This is a genomic window from Stenotrophomonas sp. 96582_Sma (genome assembly GCF_056480905.1).
The window spans coordinates 5,016,104-5,033,705 of the sequence record NZ_CM151122.1; the positions used below are offsets into that span (position 1 = coordinate 5,016,104).

Consider the following 17,602-nt stretch of genomic DNA (forward strand, 5'->3'; position numbering starts at 1 on the left):
GCAGCGGTCCAGTGGGGAAGGAGGCGACAGGTTGCGCCGCACGCGCTCCCACAGAAAGGCGCAGAATCGGGCAGCACTTTCACTCTGGCAATGAAGATGATCCGCTTCGACGATCTGCAGCTGTTCGTCCGCACTGCCGCACTGGGCAGCTTCTCGCAGGCGGCGCGCGAGGCCGACCTGCTGCCCGGGCAGGTCGCCGCGGCGGTGGCGCGGCTGGAACGCGAGCTGGACCTGCGCCTGTTCGTGCGCACCACCCGCAGCCTGCGCCTCACCGGCGAGGGTGCGCTGTACCTGCCGTATGCGCAGGAGGTACTGGCCACCCTGCGCGAGGGCCAGGCGCGTGTGCAGGGCGAGGACACCGAGCTGCACGGCACCCTGCAGCTGTCGGCGCCCTCGGACCTCGGCCGCAACCTGCTGCTGCCCTGGCTGAGCGCCTTCCGCGCCGCGCACCCGCGGCTGCGCCTGCACCTGCGCCTGTCCGACGAGGTGGCCGATGTATTCCGCGACCCGGTCGACGTGGCCATCCGCATCGGCCACTTCGACGACGCCAGCTACGTCGCGCTGCCGCTGCTGGAAGGCAATCGACGCGTGCTGGCCGCCTCGCCCGGCTACCTGCAGCGGCGCGGCACGCCTACCCGCCTGGAGGATCTGCGCGAGCACGACTGCCTGGTCTATCAACTCAACGGCCGCGCCTACGATCGCTGGTCATTCGAGGTCGACGGGCGTCGCAGCGTGATTCCGGTGCGCGGTCCGCTGGTCTGCGACGACGCCGATGTAGTGCGACGCTGGGCCGTGGCCGGCGAAGGCATCACTTACAAGTCCTGGCTGGACCTGCGCGAGGACGTGCTGGCCGGGCGCCTGCAGCTGCTGCTCGATGGTGTTGGCAGCAGCATCCCGCTGCAGCTGGTATGCCCGCACCGCAAGCAGTTCTCGCCAGCGGTACGGCAACTGCATGCGCAGCTGCGCCAGCACCTGCAACCGCTGCTGTCTGGCATGCCCACTGGCCTCACCCGCCCCCTGTCGCCAACGGCGGCACTGGCCGACAATGGCGGCCCCACGTAACAAGAGAACGCCGCCATGCCGTGGATGGGCATCCAGGACCTGTGGACGTTTCTGGTCGCCGTGCTGGTGTTTCTCGCCCTGCCCGGCCCCGGCACCTTCACCCTGCTGACCGCCACCGGCCGTGGCGGCGTGCGTGGTGGCTATACCGCGCTGGCCGGCCTGCTGGTCGGCGATCAGATCCTGATGTGGCTGGCGTTGGCGGGCGTGGCGGCGCTGCTCAAGGCCAACCCGCTGGTGTTCCACGCCGTGCAGTACCTGGGTGCGGCCTACCTGGTGTGGGTCGGCATCAGCCTGCTGCGCACGCCGAAGCACGAGGGCGGCGACGCCGGTCCGATCCGCATGCAGCCGGGGCGCTACTTCCAGCAGGCGATCCTGGTCAGTCTGCTCAACCCGAAGGCGATCCTGTTCTACATGGCCTTCCTGCCGTTGTTCATCGATCCGAAGGCGCACCAAGGCATCGCCACCTTCGCGGCGTTGGCCGGTATCATCCTGGTGGTCAGCATCGCCTACTGCTCGATGCTGATCGGCGTGGGCAACCTGGCCCGTCGCCGGCTGATCCAGCACCCGCGGATCAGCGATGCGCTGCGCCGCGTGGCCGGCCTGTTCCTGGTGGGGTTCGGCATCCGGTTGGGGCTGAACGGATGAAACCCTGGCCGACGGCGATGGGCGCCCTGCTGCTTCTGGCCAACACGACCGCCCCGGCGGCCACCGCACAGGATCATCGCTGCCTGAGCGGCGGCCGCAATGACGGCATCCATCTGGAATGGCGTTGGCTGGATGACGGCCAGGCCGACGTTCGCTATGCCGGGCAGCGCGAACGCCTGCTGCTGCGCCGGGTTTCAATGGAGACCACGGTGCTGGCCGAAGACCGCCCCTACCAGTTCGACAGCGTCTGGGAAGAGCGCATCAACGGGCGCCTCAACGGCCGCTACCTGCTGAGCACGCAGGGCGCGCTGGTGCTGGACCTGAGCTACGAGCGTGCCCGCGACGGACGTCGCACCACCTTCCACGATGACGTCGAGGCCTGGCAGGAAGACGGCTGCCGCTGGCCCGGCAAGGTGGCCGAGTGAGCACCATGGACGACGACACCCTGCTGGAGCGCAGCTGGGAATATCGGGAGGAGACGCTGTACCGGCGGTTGTTCGGCGATACCGGGCCGGGGATCTATCCGATCGACATGGATCTGCTGCGCAACGTCTTCAAGCAGGACCAGATCGACCCGCGCTGGCTGCATGTCGGCGTCAATGCCTGCCCTCCGCACGGTGATCGAAGGCACTGGATCTATGTCAGCTCCGGCCTGTCCAACCCCTGGGAAGGGCGGCACGAAGATGGCGATTCGGGGTTGGGCATCGAACTGATGCTTGAGACGCAGGAAGAAGCGACCTGGGCACTGACCACCTTGCGCTGGTTCACCGCGTACCACCTGCTGCTGTGCCACTCACGCATGCCCGGCAATCCGTTGGCGCCATGGGACCGGCTGAAGCTGGGGGGGCCGGTGGATCACGCAGGGAGCATGCTGCAGGCGGCCGTCTTCGTTCCGTCGTTGCATTTCCCGGGACCCCAGCAACTGCCATCGGGACGATTCGACTTCCTGCAGCTGCTGCCGTTGACCCTGGACGAGCACGCGTTCGGCCGCACGCAGGGCTTCGAAGTACTGGTGGCCCAGTTGAGAACCCAAGGTGCGGCGCCAGTGGTTGATCCGCAGCGGGTCAGCATCGATCTGGCCCCTGCTCTCACGCTTCAAGCGCCTCCCGGCTCGCCTTGAGGGATCGAATCATTTCGAATCCTGCCAACATTTGTGCCGATTCCGGCAGAATGCTCGGAGTACAGCCGCGCCGGTGACGCATCTGACCCTCGCATGACCCCCGTCAGTGGTAATGCTGCGCTGCGTTCGGTCACACTCGGGAACTTGTCGTTCTTAGTCACCCCTTCCGAGGCCTGCATGTCCCTGTTCCGGCGCAAGTCCCTAGATTCCGTCACCGTCCACGAAGCCGGCAGGCGCCTGATCCCGACGCTCAGCTGGCCGCACCTGATCGCGCTGGGTATTGGCGCCATCGTCGGTACCGGCATCTACACGCTGATCGGCGTCGGTGCCAACCTGGCCGGCCCGGCCGTGCTTATCTCCTTCGCCATCGCCGGTGCGGTCTGCGCCTGCGCGGCACTGTCCTACGCCGAGCTGTCGACGATGATGCCGGCCGCCGGCAGTGCCTACACCTACAGCTACAGCGCGCTGGGCGAGGTGTTCGCCTGGGTGGTGGGCTGGAGCCTGATCCTGGAGTACTCACTGGTGGTGAGTACCGTGGCGGTGGGCTGGTCCGGCTACTTCGTCGGCTTCCTCGAATGGGTCCACACCCAGTTCGGCTGGAACGTGCACCTGCCCGCCTGGCTGGCGGCCGGCCCACACGTGGAAGGCGGCATGATCAACCTGCCGGCGATCGTCATCACCTGGCTGGTGGCCGGCATGCTGATGGCCGGCACCAAGGAAAGCGCCACCCTCAACGCCATCCTGGTGGTGTTCAAGCTGATCGCGCTGGCCATCTTCGTGGCCGTGGCCCTGCCCGCCTTCGACAGCGCCAACCTGCAGCCGTTCATGCCGTATGGCTTTGCCAAGTCGATGGGCCCTGATGGCGTCGAACACGGCGTAATGGCGGCGGCAGCGATCATCTTCTTCGCCTTCTACGGCTTCGATGCGATCTCCACCGCCGCCGAGGAAACCAAGAACCCCGGCCGCGACCTGTCGATCGGCATCATCGGTTCGATGATCGGCTGCACCATCGTCTACGTGCTGGTGGCGCTGGCCGCGGTCGGTGCGATGAGCTACGCGGTGTTCGGCCACAGCGCCGAGCCGCTGGCCCTGATCATGCGTCAGCTGGGCCATCCGACCGCGGCGATGGTGATCGGCGTGATCGCGATCATCGCGCTGCCGACCGTACTGCTGGCCTTCCTGTACGGCCAGAGCCGCATCTTCTTCGTGATGAGCCGCGATGGCCTGCTGCCGCGTGGCCTGTCCAAGGTCAACGCACGTACCGGCACGCCGGTGGCGACCACGCTGTTCACCGCGGTGGTGGTGTCGGCGCTGGCCGGCGTGGCCCGCCTGGACGAGATCGCGGCGCTGGCCAATGCCGGCACCCTGGCCGCGTTCACCGCCGTGGGCATCTGCCTGGTGGTGCTGCGCCTGCGCGAGCCGAACCGCGAACGTACCTTCCGTACCCCGCTGGCCTTCGTGGTTGGTCCGCTGGCCGCGCTGGGCTGCATCTATCTGTTCCTCAGCCTGCCGCACAGCACCCAGCTGTACTTCCTGCTGTGGAACCTGGCCGGCCTGGTGCTGTACTTCCTGTACAGCCGCCGCCACGCGCTGATCGCGAAATAGCCGGATCACCGGTAGTGCCGGCCGCTGGCCGGCACCTCGCATCCTGTTGATACGGGCCATGCCGGCCAGCGGCCGGCACTACCGCAGGGCGGTCAACCGCCCTGCTTTGCAGCGTAGTCCTGCGCCTGGCGCATCACCCGCAGCAGGTTGCCGCCCCAGATGCCGGCAATCTGCTTCTCGGTATAGCCCTTGCGCAGCAGCCACGCGGTGATCTTCGGCAGCTGGCTGACATCGGGCAGGTCGCTCAGGCCACCGCCGCCATCCCAGTCCAGGCCGATGCCCACGTGCTCGGGGCCCACCACCTTGAGGATGTGCTCGAAGTGGGCGAAGAAGTCGTCGAGGCTGGCATGGCGCACCGGGTGCTCGTGGTCCAGCGCCTGCTCGGCCTTCAGCAGGGCAACGCCCTGTTCGATGCCCATGCCTTCCCAGCCACCCAGCTGCTTGCTCAGCGCTTCCTCGGCCTGCTTGCGCTCGGGCGTCTTTGCGGTGTCGATCAGGTAGCCACCATAGGCGTTCACCTGGATCACACCGCCGGCCTTGGCCAGCTTGCGCAGGCGCGCGTCATCCAGATTGCGCGGGTGGTCGTAGACCGCCTTGGCCGAGCTGTGCGAGAGCACGAACGGCACCGGCATCATCGCCAGCAGGTCGTCGAACACCGCATCCGAAGCATGTGACTGGTCGATCACAATGCCCAGCTTCACCGCCTGCCGCACCAGGTCCTTGCCGGCCGGGCTCAGGCCTTTCCACTCCGCACCCTTGGGGTCGGTGGCCGAATCGGCGAACTCGTTGTTGGCGAAGTGCACGGTGCTGAGCAGGCGCAGGCCGGCGCGGTGGTAGAACGACAGCAGGCTCGGGTCTTCCACCAGCGGGCTGGCGTTTTCCATGCTGATGTAGACCACGCGCTTGCCGGCGGCCTTGATCCGCGCCGCGTCATCGGCGGTCAATGCCAGCGCGAAGCGCTCGGGGTTGGCCGCCAGCATTTCGCGGATCTCCAGCAGCCGCTGCAGGCCATGGTCACGCTCGGCGAGGTGCGCGGCGGGGCTGCGGTCGCCCTGATCGGTGTAGATCGCCCAGAAGCCGCCGTCCAGCGCACCTTCGACCATGCGCGGGTAGTCGACCTGCGAAAGCGCGTTGCGGTCGTGACGCTGCTCGATGTCGAAGCCGGTTCGGCCGAAATTGGCCGGCGTATCCAGGTGGCTGTCGAGGGTGACCAGGCGCTGCTGCAGGGCCTTGGCGCGCGCCAGCTCCTGTGCGCTGAACTCGATGGCATGAGCCGACAGCGGCGCGCACAGCGCCAGGGCAAGCACGACGGACAGGTGGCTCAACGATGGCATGGGCTCTCACCGGCAATGGGAAGAGCCCGACCATAGCGCTGCGGACCGCGGATTTGTAGAGTCGAGCTGCGCCCCCTCATCAACGGGGCGCCACTTTCACGAACGCATCGCAATGCGCGGAAAGTTGACCGCCGGGCAGTGGACATGATTCATGCCCGGCGAACGCAGAAGCGGACCGTCAGTCCACCACGCGGCAGAACACGGCCTTCAGGTAACGCGATTCCTGCACGTGGGCCATGAACGGATGATCCGGGCCTGCGCCGGCCACCTTCAGGATCTGGATCGTACGGCCGGAGAAGTAGGCCGCACGACGCAGCATGTCGAGGAACTGGTCCTCGGCCACCAGGCCGGTGCAGGAGAACGTGGCGAACAGGCCACCGGGCTTGACCACGCCCAGCGCCAGCTTGTTCATGTCCAGGTACTTCTTCAGCGCGGTGATGACCTGGTCGCGGTCGCGGGTCATCTTCGCCGGGTCCAGGATCACCACATCGTACTGCTCACCGCGGTTGGCGGCGTCGCGCAGCCACGGGAAGATGTCGGACTGGACGAACTTCGGGCGCACGTTGTTCAGGCGCGAATTGCCCTTGGCGATCTGGATGACGTCTTCATCGATGTCGATGCCGACCACGTCCGAGGCGCCGCGCGCCGCCGCGTACACGGCGAAACCGCCGGTGTTGCAGCACAGGTCGAGCACGCTCTTGCCTTCCACCTGCTGGCTCAGCCACTCGCGGTTCTCGCGCTGGTCGGCAAAGAAGCCGGTCTTGTGCGCACCGGCCGGGTCAGCGCGGAACTTGATGCCGTACTCGGTGATCACTGCCGCTTCGGTGGTGGTGTTGCCGTGGAAGTCGAAGCTTTCCTGCTTCTGCACGTGCTCGTCGGCGAAGCTGTGGAAGCGGCAGCCCGGGAACTGCTCGCGCAGGGCGTCGTAGATCCACTCGCGGTGGCGGAACATGCCGGCGGCGAAGAATTCGACCACCACCAGGTCGCCGTAGCGGTCCACCACCAGGCCGGACAGGCCATCGCCCTCGCTGTGCACCACGCGCCAGGCGTCGGACACCGCGTCGAGCTTCAGCACCTCACGGCGCAGCGACACCGCCTGGGCGATCTTGCGCGAGAACCAGCCAGCATCGACCGGCACGTTCTGGTCGGTTTCGAGGATGCGCACGGCAATGCGCGAGTGCCCGTTGTAGAACCCGCGGCCGATGAACTCCCCGTCCACGCCGACCACGTCGACGATGGAACCGGGCTTGGGCCGGACGGTCGGCTTCTCGACCAGTTTCTGGAAGATCCACGGGTGGCTGGAACGCCACGCATTCTTGAGGCGGACAATCGGAAGGGGGGTATTCATCCACCTATTGTAGCCGGGGGGCGCTTTCGTAGAGTCGAGCTGGCGCGACGGGCGTTGCTGAACGGCCCGGGCAAGGCGTGCCAACCAAGGTTGGCACCTACCAGAGCGGGGGCCCCGGCCACCCGGCATTTGACGGCAGCCCGGCCAGGCCGCAGAATCGGCGCCAGAAGGGGAGTAGCTCCCAGACGTTGTCGCCGTCATTTCGAGCCCGCAGGCTCCGGTGCAACGGCAGTTCCAGCCGACTGGAACTGCGAGCGAGACCTTCGCCGTACTGGCGAAGCTCTGTCCCTGGATCCCGCTCCCGATCCTCCGTTGCAGATCCTCGCCGTCCGGCCTGGCATTCATCTTTCCAACGGACATTCCCAATGCAGACGATCGGTAACGTGTGGTTGTGGGGCGGCTTCGCAGCGGTGGTGGTCATCGCCCTGCTGGTCGACCTCGTGTTGATGCGCCATGGTGGACCGCACAAGGTCACCTTCAAGGAGGCCCTGTGGTGGTCCATCGGCTGGGTCGCGCTGGCCCTGCTGTTCAATGCCGGCCTCTGGTACTACCTGAATGAGACCGCCGGCCAGGTGGTGGCCAACAAGGTCGGCCTCGAATTCCTGACCGGTTACCTGGTCGAGAAGGCGCTGGCGGTCGACAACATCTTTGTCTTCCTGATGATCATGAGCTACTTCGCGGTGCCGGAGGAGCAGCGCCAGAAGGTGCTGATCATCGGCATCCTGGGCGCGATCGTGCTGCGTACGATCATGATCTTCGCCGGCAGCGTGCTGATCACCCAGTTCCATTGGCTGCTCTACGTGTTCGGCGCCTTCCTGCTGTTCACCGGCTGGAAGATGTGGTTCGCCGCCGGTCAGGAGCCCGATCTGGAAGCCAACCCGGCCCTGCGCTGGATGCGCAAGCACCTGCGCCTGCTGCCGGATTACGCGGGCAACGCGCTGAGCGTGAAGCGCGACGGCGTGCGCTGGTTCACCCCGCTGTTCGCGGTACTGATCCTGATCGCGGTCACCGACGTGATCTTCGCGGTGGACAGCATCCCGGCGATCTTCGCGATCACCACCGACCCGTTCATCGTGCTCACCTCCAACGTGTTCGCGGTGCTGGGCCTGCGTGCGATGTTCTTCCTGCTGGCCGGCATGGCCGACCGCTTCCACCTGCTGCCGTACGGCCTGGCGCTGGTGCTGGGCTTCATCGGCATCAAGATGATGATCATCGACCTGTTCAAGATCCCGACCCCGATCTCGCTGGGCGTGGTGGCGGTGATCATCGCCGCTACCGTGGTGTTGAGCCTGAAGTACCCGCCGAAGGAAGGCGAAGGCCAGGCCTGAGCCTGACCCGCTGGATGGCGCGGCCGGTGGGATTGTCCCGCCGGCCGTTTCCACTCTCCCGCGGCGGTGGCCTTGGTTTCGCACCAACCACCGCCATTGCTGAGGTATGAACAACAACGCGCCCCTGCCCGCTGGCGACGTGCCGGCCCCCCGCAATGACCGCTCGCGCATCCTGCGGGCGTTCAATGTCAGCCTGGCCGCCGTGCTGGTGCTGGTGGCCGTGTTCGCCCTGCAGGGCACGTTCGACTGGCGACCGTGGGCAGTCGCGCCGCTGGAAGCCAAGGGCCTGCTTGGCCTGATCGGCGGCCCGATGCTGCATGCCTCGGTCGAGCACATCGCCGCCAACAGCATCGCGATCCTGATCCTCGGCACGCTGGCCGGCAGCGTCTACCCGAAAGCCACCGTGCGCGCCCTGCCCCTGCTGTGGCTGGGCTCGGGCATCGGTGCGTGGATGCTGGGCAATCCGGGCAGCGTGCACCTGGGCGCCAGCGGCGTGACCCACGGCCTGATGTTCCTGCTGGCCAGCCTGGGCCTGCTGCGCCGCGATCGCGCGGCCATCGCCACCGGCCTGATCGGCATGCTGTTCTACGGCGGCATGCTGATGACCATCCTGCCGCACGCCGATGGTGTGTCCTGGCAGTCGCACATGGGCGGCGCCTTCGCCGGCATCATTGCTGCGCTGCTGTTCCGCAACGCCGACCCGCTGCCGCCGCGCCCGCGCTACAGCTGGGAAGACGAAGAAGAAGACGTCGAACCGCTGGCCGACGACGAGCTGGAGCCGCCGTCACCGCAGCGCGTGCCGGTGCTGTGGCAGCCGCGCGAGGGCCAGGACTACGTGGTGATCCCGTTCCGCCGGCCGGACGAGCCGCGCGGTTGATCGGGTGACGGGGTCCGGCATCTTCATGACCCGGTAGTGGCCGACCTTGGTCGGCGCTCCTGCTGCATGCCAACCAAGGTTGGCAACTACCAGAGCATTCCGTCACATCCGGTAGCGCCGGGCCATGCCCGGCGGCATTGGCCGGTCAGTTCGCCGTATTCCCCGCCGCGCCCATCCCATCCACCGCCTGCCGGCCCAGTGCCGGGTCGTCGGTGAAGAACGCATCGATGCCGGTGGCCAGATAGGCGCGCATCTCGGCAATTGACCCCTCGGCATTGCGCGCGTTGTCGGCGCCCTTGCGCAGGTTGCTGGCCTGGAAATGATTCTCCGGGCGGAAGGTATACGGAATCACCATCAGGCCCACTGCATGTGCGTCCTGTACCAGCGTGGTCGGTGTCCCCAGTGCACCCTTGGCGTCCAGCGGAATGATCGAGCGCAGCTCCGGGCCGATGCTGTCAGCGTAGCTGGCAATTTCCTTCAGTCCGGCCCGCGTCATCATCTGCGCGTAGGTCAGCTTGCCACCGGCCTTGGCGATGTCGGCCGGCTGGGTATCGCCTTTCCACAGCAGCTGCAGCAGGCGGATGTTGCTGCCCCGCCCGATCTTGCCGCGCAGGTAGCGCAGGTTGGCGGTCTCGAACGACTGGATGGTGACCGGGCCCACGTTGGTATAGGCATTGCCGCGCAGCGCGGCCAGCAGCTTGTCTTCCATCGGCAGGCCGATCGACTGGAAGTAGGTCGGATGCTTGATCTCCGGCACCACGCCGATGCCGCGGTTGGCGCGGCCGGCCTGCTGCACCAGGAAGGCAAGGATCTCGTCGAGGCTGGCGATGCGGAACTGGCCATCGTAGGCGGTGCTGCGCAGTTCCGGCAGGCGCTCACGCGCGTACAGCGTCTTCAGCTCGGCCAGGGTGAAGTCTTCGGTGAACCAGCCATCGACCTTCTGCCCGTCGATGACCTTGCTGGTGCGGCGGCTGGCGAATTCGGGATGCGAGGCGACATCGGTGGTGCCACTGATCTCGTTCTCGTGGCGGGCCACCATCACCCCGTCCCTGGTCATCACCAGGTCCGGTTCGATGTAGTCGGCGCCATCGGCGATGGCCTGCGCATAGGCCGCCAGGGTGTGCTCGGGCAGCAGTGCGCTTGCCCCGCGGTGGCCATAGACCGACACCTTGTGCGCGGCCGGGGTGGAGGATTCAGCACTCATGGCCACCGATGGTGCCACGGCCAGCGACAACAGCAACGCACAACCCCACGACTTCACTGCGACTTCCCCAAGCGGTATGTGATGGGCGTCAGTATGCGGCGGCAATGTGACAGGTGGGGGACCCCATGGATCCGGTAGTCGCCGACCTTGGTCGGCGCTCTGCCAGCCGACGTCCATGACCCCGGACGCCCTGTGCCAACCAAGGTTGGCACCTACCAGAGCGAAGGTTGGCACCTGCCAGGGCGAAGGTTGGCGCCTGCCAGAGCATGAGCCGCGCGATTGATCGATGACGGGGTCAGAGATCCCTTCGGGGATCTGGCCCCGACCTTACTTGCCGATGCAGAAACTGGAGAAGATCCTTCCCAGCAGGTCATCGGCGCTCATCTGCCCGGTGATCTCGCCCAGCGCATCATGCGCCAGCCGCAGTTCCTCGGCAGCCAGTTCCAGGTGCTCATGCGCCAGTTCGGCATCGGCGCGCTGCGCGTGTTCCTGCGCACGTTCGATCGCATCCACATGGCGCGTGCGCGCGGAGAACTCGCCATCCACCTGCTCGCCCGCCCCGGCCGAGGCAATCGAACGCAGGCGGGTATGCAGGTCTTCCAGGCCAGCACCGGTGGCCGCCGAGACGAACACGCGGTCCGGATCGTCCAGTGCCGGCAACGCCTCCAGCAGGTCCGACTTGTTGTGGATGTAGACCTTGTGCGGCACCGCCGCCACGGCATCGCCCAGCGCCGCTTCGCCGGCCGCTGGATCGCGCGCATCCAGCACGATCAGCGCCAGGTCCGTACGCTCGATTTCCGCATGCGCGCGGCGCATGCCTTCGCGTTCGATGGCGTCGCCACCGTCGCGCAGGCCCGCGGTGTCGACCAGGGTCAGCTCCAGGCCGTCCAGGCGGATGGTCTCGCGCAGGGTGTCGCGGGTGGTGCCGGCGATGTCGGTGACGATGGCGCGTTCGCTGCCGGCCAGCGCATTGAGCAATGAACTCTTGCCGGCATTCGGCGGCCCGATCAGCACCGCATGCAGGCCATCGCGCAGGCGGCGGCCGCGCTCGGCATCCCGCCGCAGCAGGGCCAGGTCGCTGCGCGCCTGTTCCAGCCCACGCCGCACCTGCGCGCCACCGAGGGTATCCAGCGGTTCGTCGGCGAAGTCGATGGCCGCTTCCACATGGATGCGCAGCAGCACCAGCTGTTCGACCACGGCGTCGATGCGGCGCGAGAACACACCATCCAGCGAACGGCGTGCAGCGCGCGCGGCACGATTGTCGCCCGCGGCGATCAGGTCGGCGATGGCCTCGGCCTGGGCCAGGTCGAGCTTGCCGTTGAGGAACGCCCGTTCGCTGAACTCACCCGGGCGCGCCTGGCGCGCACCGAGCGCGATGCAGCGCGCGACCAGTTGCTGCAGCAGCACCGGGCTGCCATGGCCCTGCAGCTCCACCACCTCTTCGCCGGTGAAGCTGTTCGGTGCCGGGAACCACAGCACGATGCCATCGTCGATGACCTCGCCGTCGGCATCACGCAGGCGCGCGTAGTGCGCGTGGCGCGGACGCAGTGCAGGTGCACCCAGCGCATTGGCAATCGCTGCAGCGCGCGGGCCGGACAGGCGCAGCAGGCCGACACCGCCGGCGCCGGGCGCACTGGCGATGGCCACGATGGTGTCGGTGCGGATCGCGTCGTTCATGGCTCAGAGTTTCTCCAGCTGCGCACGCGCCTGGGCCGCGCCGCTGCCCTGCGGCTGCAGCGCCAGGTAGGTGGTGTAGGCCTGTTTGGCCTTGGCCTTGTCGCCGGCGTTGAAGTAGGCGTCGCCCAGGTTGAGATAGGCCACGGCGCGCGAGGGGTCGATCTTCAGTGTGTTCTCCAGCCAGCGCGCCGCTTCGGCATAGCGCTGCTGGCGGTAGTAGACGAAGCCGAGGTTGTTGGCGGCCTGGGCGAAGTCCGGGCGCAGCTTCAGCGCCTCGGTGAACTGGGCTACCGCTTCGTCGTACTGCTTCTCGCGGTACAGCTGCAGGCCACGGTCATTGGCCTGCTGCGCGCGCTGGCGGTCGGACGCCGGGCCGGCGGTGGGCACCACCAGCTTGGCCTTGCCACCCTGCAGGTCGGCCACGGTTACCGGTGCCTGGCTGCCCTTGGCCTCGCTGGCGGCATCCACCTTGTTGTTCAGCGCGATCGCATCGGCGGTCAGCTGGCGCGTATCGGCGTTGAGGAATTCCTGGCTGTCCGGCACCTGGAACACGAACTCGCCGCCCTGCGAACCGGGCAGGCTGCCGAAGGCCGGGGTCTGGTGCGAGACCGCCGAGACCGCCGGCGCCACGTAGGCGGCCAGTTCGGTACCGGTGATCAGGCCGTCGCCGTTGAGGTCGCCCTTGCCGGCCAACGCCTGCAGCAGCACCCAGGTGAACACCGAATGGCCGTTCGGGCCGGCATCGGCCACCTGCTGGTCGGCACCACCGGCGGTCAGCATCTGCCGCGCGCTGCGGCGGGCGTTCTCGCGCAGGAACGACGACGATGAGGGGCCGCCACGGGTCAGGCCCAGGCCGCTGTAGCAGGCATCCATCACGAACATCACATGCTTGGCCTGCATGCTTTCGGCGATGTTCTGGATGTCGGTCATCGCGATCGCGTCGGTGGCAAATTCCTTCGGATCCGAATCGACCGGAATGATGTAGCCGAGGTCGCGCCCGGAGGCGAGCTGGCGGGTCGCGCCATGACCGGCGAAGAACACGAACACGCGATCGTTCTTACCGGTGCGGTCGTCGGCCAGGCGGTCGTGGAAAGCGGCCAGGATGTTGTTGCGGGTGGCCTGCTCGTTCTTCAGCACGATCACCTGCGAGGACGGGAAGCCGAACTGCCCGGTCAAGGTATCGGCCACTGCCTGAGCATCATGGCTGGCGTATTCCAGCTTCGGCCACTTGGCGTAGTTGTCGATGCCGACCACGATCGCCCAGGACTTCTCGTAGCCGGTGGTGACGGTGGCGGCACCGGCGTCGCCCTTTCGCGCACGGGCGACGGTGAAGTCGCGGCCGTTCCAGCCAGCGAACTGGTAGCCATCGGCGATCAGCCGGTCGAGGATCTGCGGCAGCGCCTTCACCGCACGATCGTGAATGTCGTGGAACAGGATGATGCCGCGCTGTTCCTTGTTCACCTGGTCGAGCACGCGCTGCACGATCGACTCCGGTACCGGGTCGGCCCAGTCCATCGAGTCGATGTTCCACATGATCGACTTCAGCCCGGCCTCGTTGAGCAGCTGCAGGCCTTCGGCGTTGCGCGCGCCGTACGGGAAGCGGAACAGGGGCGCGCGCTTGCTGTCCACGTCCTTCAGCAGCGTGTCGGTGTCCAGCACCTGCTGGCGCAGCGCGTCGCCGGTGGTGCGCGACAGCTGTGCGTGGGTCAGGCTGTGGTTGCCGACCGCATAGCCCTCTTCCATCAGGTTGCGGCTGATCTTCGCCATCGGGCCGAGGCTGACCTTGCCGTCGGCCTCGACCTTGCCCAGGTTGCGACCTACCTCGAAGAACACGCCCGGCACGTCATAGCGCTTGAGGATGGCCACCACTTCATCGGTGTAGGCCTTGTGCGGGCCATCGTCGAAGGTCAGCACCACGGTCTTGGCCGGCAGGTCGCGGCCGAAGATCTCGCGGTCGCTGTCCTTCATCGACATCGGGTACGGCTCGATCACGCCATAGTCGCGCAGGATCGCTTCGCGGCTGTAGTCCTTGTGCAGGTGCGCGATGTAGTCGTCCCACTTCTCACGCTTCAGCTCGATGGCACGGGTGCGCTCGAAGCGGCTGAAGATGCGGGTCAGTTCCTGGTTGTAGTTGCGTTCGATCTCGTCGAGCGCCTCCAGGTCCTCGCCGATGCGCTGATGCAGCTTCACCGCCGGCAGCGACGAATCCGTGCCAATGCGCTCATGCAGATCACGCAGCACTTCGCGGAAGGCCAAGCGGTCGGCATCGAACAGTTCCGGCGCCGACTCGATGTAGTCCAGCACGGTGCCGAGGGTGGCGAAGCGCTGCGGACTGGAACCGCGCAGCAGGGTGTCGAACTGCGCGGCGATGGCCGTACGTTGTTCCAGGCCATCATGGAACAGCTGCTGGCCCACACGCGTGGAGGTGCCGCGGTCGGCGGCCGACTGCTGTTCTTCGTCGGCCAGCAGCACGATGATCCGACGGTAACCGTCGAGCTGCTTCTGCAGCGCAGCCAGCAACGGCGCGGCGGCGGGATCGGCGGCGGCCGCGGCCTGCGCGCTGGGCTGGGTCACCGTGGTCGTCGGCGCCTTCGCGTCCTTGTCGCCGCAGCCGGCAACAACCAGCGTCAACAACAGCGAGGGCAGGAACAGGCGGAACGACGACGCACGCGGCATGGCGGACTCGATGGATGGAGGAACGGTGTGCCGGCGATTCTAACGCCGCATGCGAAAAGCCCGCCTTGCGGCGGGCTTCTGCTGGGGTCAGCCGGCCAGCGGCCGGCTCTACCGATTACTTTTTCTTGACCGGGGCCGGGGCGGTGGTGGCCGGGACCGGCTCGCCGCCATGGCGCTTGGTCATCCACCACTGCTGCAGCAGGCCCAGGCCGCCGTTGACCACCCAGTACAGAACCAGGCCGGACGGCATGAAGGCCATCATGACGCCGAACACCAGCGGCATGAACTGCATCATCTTCTGCTGCATCGGGTCCATGCCCGGTGCCGGGGTCAGCTTCTGGGTGAACCACATCACCGCCACGTTGATCACCGGCAGGATGAAGTACGGGTCGCGTGCGGTCAGGTCCTGGATCCAGCCGAACCAGGGCGCCTGGCGCAGTTCGACCGATTCCACCAGCACCCAGTACAGGGCGAAGAAGATCGGCATCTGGATGAGGATCGGCAGGCAGCCGCCCATCGGATTGATCTTTTCCTTCTTGTACAGCTCCATCATCGCGGTCTGGAACTTCTGGCGGTCATCGCCATAGCGTTCCTTCAGCTGCGCGATGCGCGGCTGGAAACGACGCATCTTGGCGCCGCTCTTGTACTGGGTCGCCGACAGCGGGTACAGCACCAGCTTCAGCAGCACCACCAGGCCGACGATCGCCCAGCCCCAGTTGCCGACCAGCTTGTGCACCTGGTTCAGCACCCAGAACAGGCCCTGGCCGATCACCGCCATCATCGAGAAGCGGCTGTAGTCGACCACGCGGTCCAGGCCCGGCACGTCTTCCTTGGCAATCAGGTTGACCAGCTTCGGGCCGACCCACAGGCGGGCTTCGGTGCTGGTGGACTGGCCCGGGGCCACGGTGAAGGCCGGGCCACGCGCTTCGATCAGGTCACGACCGGCCACCTGCGACAGCACGTAGTGTGCGGTCTGGTCCTTCTGCGGGATCCAGGCGGTGAAGAAGTGGTGCTGCAGCATCGCCAGCCAGCCGCCGGTGATGTTCTGGTTCAGCGTGCCGTCTTCCAGGTAGTCCTTGAACGCACGACGCTGGTACTTCTTGTCGTTGTCGTACCAGGTGGCACCGTTGAAGCTGAAGGAATCCGGGTTGGTCATGCTCCGCGACAGGATGGTCGGGGTGCGGTCCAGGGTGCGGTAGACGTAGCCGTTCCACGGCGCGGCGCCGGCGTTGCTGACTTCATCCTTGAAGCGCACGGCATACTCGTTGCGCGAGACGGTCAGCGTGCGCTTGATGGTCACACCGTTGTCGGCGGTCCACACGAACGGGATCTGCAGCTCGTTCTGGCCCTTGGCCAGCACGAAGTCCTTGGTGTCACCGACCAGCTTGAAGCCGTCGGCGCCGGGGACCGGGGTGTTCTTGTCTTCGCTGGCCCAGCCACTGATCGCGCTGTACGGGTGCGCGGGGTCTTCGGTCAGCAGGCGGACCGGCGGGCTGCCTTCGTCCTTGGTCTGCGGGAACTGCAGCAGCTCGGCATCGAGCACGCGGCCGCCGTCGAGCACCAGACGCAGCACGTCGGTGGTGACGGTCACTCGCTGGCTGGCCGGGGTGGCGCTGGCCTGGGCCTGCACGGCGGCCTGGCCGGGGGCACCCGGCACCTGGGCGCTGGGGATGGCGCCCGGGGTTGCGCCCGGAACGCTCTGTGCGGCGGCCGGGGCCGACGTGGTCGTCGGTGCCGGGGTCGGAGCAGCCTTTTCACGGCTCCACTCCATCCACAGCAGCACGGCCACCATCAGCCAGGCAAAAATGAGGAATACGCGGGTCTGGTTCATCAGCGGACAGGCTCGGCGGGGCCGGGACGCGATGCCGGCTCGGTCAAAGAAGGAGTTGCGATGCCATCAGGCGGCGGCATTGTGCCGTCCACGCCCGGCGTGGGCAATGCACGCAGGCGACGCAGCAGGCGCAGGAAGGCCTGGCGGATCTCGTCGTTGCTGGCGGAACGCGCAGCACTTCGAGCCACGACGACAAAGTCGCCTGGCTGGATATCGGTACGTGTCTGACGCAGGATGTCCCGCAGGACGCGCTTGATCCGGTTACGCCCGACGGCGTTCGGATCAACCTTGCGGGAAACCGCCAGACCCAGCCTGGCCGGCCGGTCAGCCGGCAGCCAGTGCAGGGTCATCAGCGGATCGGACACACGGCGGGCGCCGTTGAAGACCGTTGAGTATTCGGCACGCGTGCGAACCCGCGCAGAGCGAGGGAATCGCTTGCGCGGGTCTGCAGTATTCACTGTCGAAGGGATTGCGTCTGCCGCGATGTGCGGCATGGCAATCAGGCGCTCAGGACTTTGCGGCCCTTGGCGCGGCGACGCGACAGGATCTTGCGGCCGTCAGCGGTCTTCATACGGGCACGGAAGCCGTGGTCGCGCTTACGCTTGAGGTTGCTGGGCTGGTAGGTGCGCTTCGTGGCCATTGGGGGCCTCTCGTATGAATGGGACGGAAAGAACCGGAAATTCTAGAGAGGTACCCCGCCCCAAGTCAACCCCTGGCAGCTACGCGAATTCACTGGGCTGTGCAATAGCTGTGGATGTTTTTGTGAATAAGTAGGGGACAAGCATTCCGAAGGCGGGCGCTCGGTGGTAGTCTGAGCCATCCATTTCCCCCCTTTCCGGCCTGTGTTTGGGCGCCTTGTCGCGTCCATGCCCCGGCCACCGGACGATTATTGCTG

Annotated in this window: 15 protein-coding genes; 7 read left to right on the forward strand and 8 right to left on the reverse strand. The window is 66.8% G+C overall.

Annotated elements, in window-relative coordinates:
- Positions 1-90 precede the first annotated feature (90 nt).
- The 5 genes from ACZK2R_RS23445 (at position 91) to ACZK2R_RS23465 (ending at position 4,432) form a co-directional block, all read left to right on the forward strand.
- Positions 91-1,062, forward strand: a complete 972-nt coding sequence (locus ACZK2R_RS23445) for a LysR family transcriptional regulator (protein ID WP_125892577.1) — start codon at positions 91-93, stop codon at positions 1,060-1,062.
- 15 nt (positions 1,063-1,077) lie between these two features.
- Complete coding sequence (leuE, locus tag ACZK2R_RS23450; RefSeq protein WP_005411716.1) at positions 1,078-1,707, forward strand: leucine efflux protein LeuE; 630 nt, start codon at positions 1,078-1,080, stop codon at positions 1,705-1,707.
- Positions 1,704-2,132 (forward strand): hypothetical protein, encoded by a 429-nt coding sequence (locus ACZK2R_RS23455; protein WP_125892579.1) that lies wholly within the window; start codon positions 1,704-1,706, stop codon positions 2,130-2,132. The genes leuE and ACZK2R_RS23455 overlap by 4 nt, the downstream gene beginning before the upstream one ends.
- A gap of 5 nt (positions 2,133-2,137) precedes the next feature.
- A complete protein-coding gene (locus ACZK2R_RS23460; protein WP_219630944.1) occupies positions 2,138-2,827 on the forward strand; it encodes a suppressor of fused domain protein in 690 nt (229 codons plus the stop codon).
- A gap of 177 nt (positions 2,828-3,004) precedes the next feature.
- Positions 3,005-4,432, forward strand: a complete 1,428-nt coding sequence (locus ACZK2R_RS23465) for an amino acid permease (protein ID WP_032128498.1) — start codon at positions 3,005-3,007, stop codon at positions 4,430-4,432.
- 92 nt (positions 4,433-4,524) lie between these two features.
- On the opposite strand, the gene ACZK2R_RS23470 is transcribed toward ACZK2R_RS23465, so the two are convergent.
- Both ACZK2R_RS23470 and ACZK2R_RS23475 read right to left on the reverse strand, forming a co-directional pair.
- Positions 4,525-5,766: a dipeptidase gene (locus tag ACZK2R_RS23470; protein WP_180837991.1), complete on the reverse strand. Its 1,242-nt coding sequence runs from the start codon at positions 5,764-5,766 to the stop codon at positions 4,525-4,527.
- A 178-nt stretch (positions 5,767-5,944) separates the two neighbouring features.
- Positions 5,945-7,114 (reverse strand): class I SAM-dependent rRNA methyltransferase, encoded by a 1,170-nt coding sequence (locus ACZK2R_RS23475; RefSeq protein WP_180837990.1) that lies wholly within the window; start codon positions 7,112-7,114, stop codon positions 5,945-5,947.
- 365 nt (positions 7,115-7,479) lie between these two features.
- On the opposite strand from ACZK2R_RS23475, the gene ACZK2R_RS23480 reads away from it, so the two are divergent.
- Entirely contained in the window at positions 7,480-8,442 is a 963-nt protein-coding gene (locus ACZK2R_RS23480; protein ID WP_049400341.1) for a TerC family protein, read from the forward strand.
- 106 nt (positions 8,443-8,548) lie between these two features.
- A complete protein-coding gene (locus ACZK2R_RS23485; RefSeq protein ID WP_049400340.1) occupies positions 8,549-9,319 on the forward strand; it encodes a rhomboid family intramembrane serine protease in 771 nt (256 codons plus the stop codon).
- Positions 9,320-9,464: 145 nt separating this feature from the next.
- Here ACZK2R_RS23485 and ACZK2R_RS23490 read toward each other — a convergent pair whose 3' ends face one another.
- From ACZK2R_RS23490 to rpmH, 6 genes are all read right to left on the reverse strand, one after another.
- The gene (locus ACZK2R_RS23490; RefSeq protein WP_180837989.1) at positions 9,465-10,580 is read right to left on the reverse strand and encodes a glycerophosphodiester phosphodiesterase; all 1,116 of its coding nucleotides are present in this window, start codon (positions 10,578-10,580) and stop codon (positions 9,465-9,467) included.
- Between the two features lie 270 nt (positions 10,581-10,850).
- Positions 10,851-12,200 (reverse strand): tRNA uridine-5-carboxymethylaminomethyl(34) synthesis GTPase MnmE, encoded by a 1,350-nt coding sequence (mnmE, locus tag ACZK2R_RS23495; protein ID WP_180837988.1) that lies wholly within the window; start codon positions 12,198-12,200, stop codon positions 10,851-10,853.
- Between the two features lie 3 nt (positions 12,201-12,203).
- Positions 12,204-14,876: a polysaccharide deacetylase family protein gene (locus ACZK2R_RS23500; protein ID WP_180837987.1), complete on the reverse strand. Its 2,673-nt coding sequence runs from the start codon at positions 14,874-14,876 to the stop codon at positions 12,204-12,206.
- 115 nt (positions 14,877-14,991) lie between these two features.
- Positions 14,992-16,707 carry a membrane protein insertase YidC gene (yidC, locus tag ACZK2R_RS23505; RefSeq protein WP_049399025.1) on the reverse strand — a complete coding sequence of 572 codons (1,716 nt, stop codon included), beginning with the start codon at positions 16,705-16,707 and terminating at the stop codon, positions 14,992-14,994.
- Complete coding sequence (gene rnpA, locus ACZK2R_RS23510) at positions 16,707-17,201, reverse strand: ribonuclease P protein component (RefSeq protein WP_021203275.1); 495 nt, start codon at positions 17,199-17,201, stop codon at positions 16,707-16,709. Before rnpA ends, yidC begins: the two co-directional genes overlap by 1 nt.
- A 5-nt stretch (positions 17,202-17,206) precedes the next feature.
- The gene (gene rpmH, locus ACZK2R_RS23515; protein WP_005411729.1) at positions 17,207-17,347 is read right to left on the reverse strand and encodes a 50S ribosomal protein L34; all 141 of its coding nucleotides are present in this window, start codon (positions 17,345-17,347) and stop codon (positions 17,207-17,209) included.
- Positions 17,348-17,602: the final 255 nt, after the last annotated feature.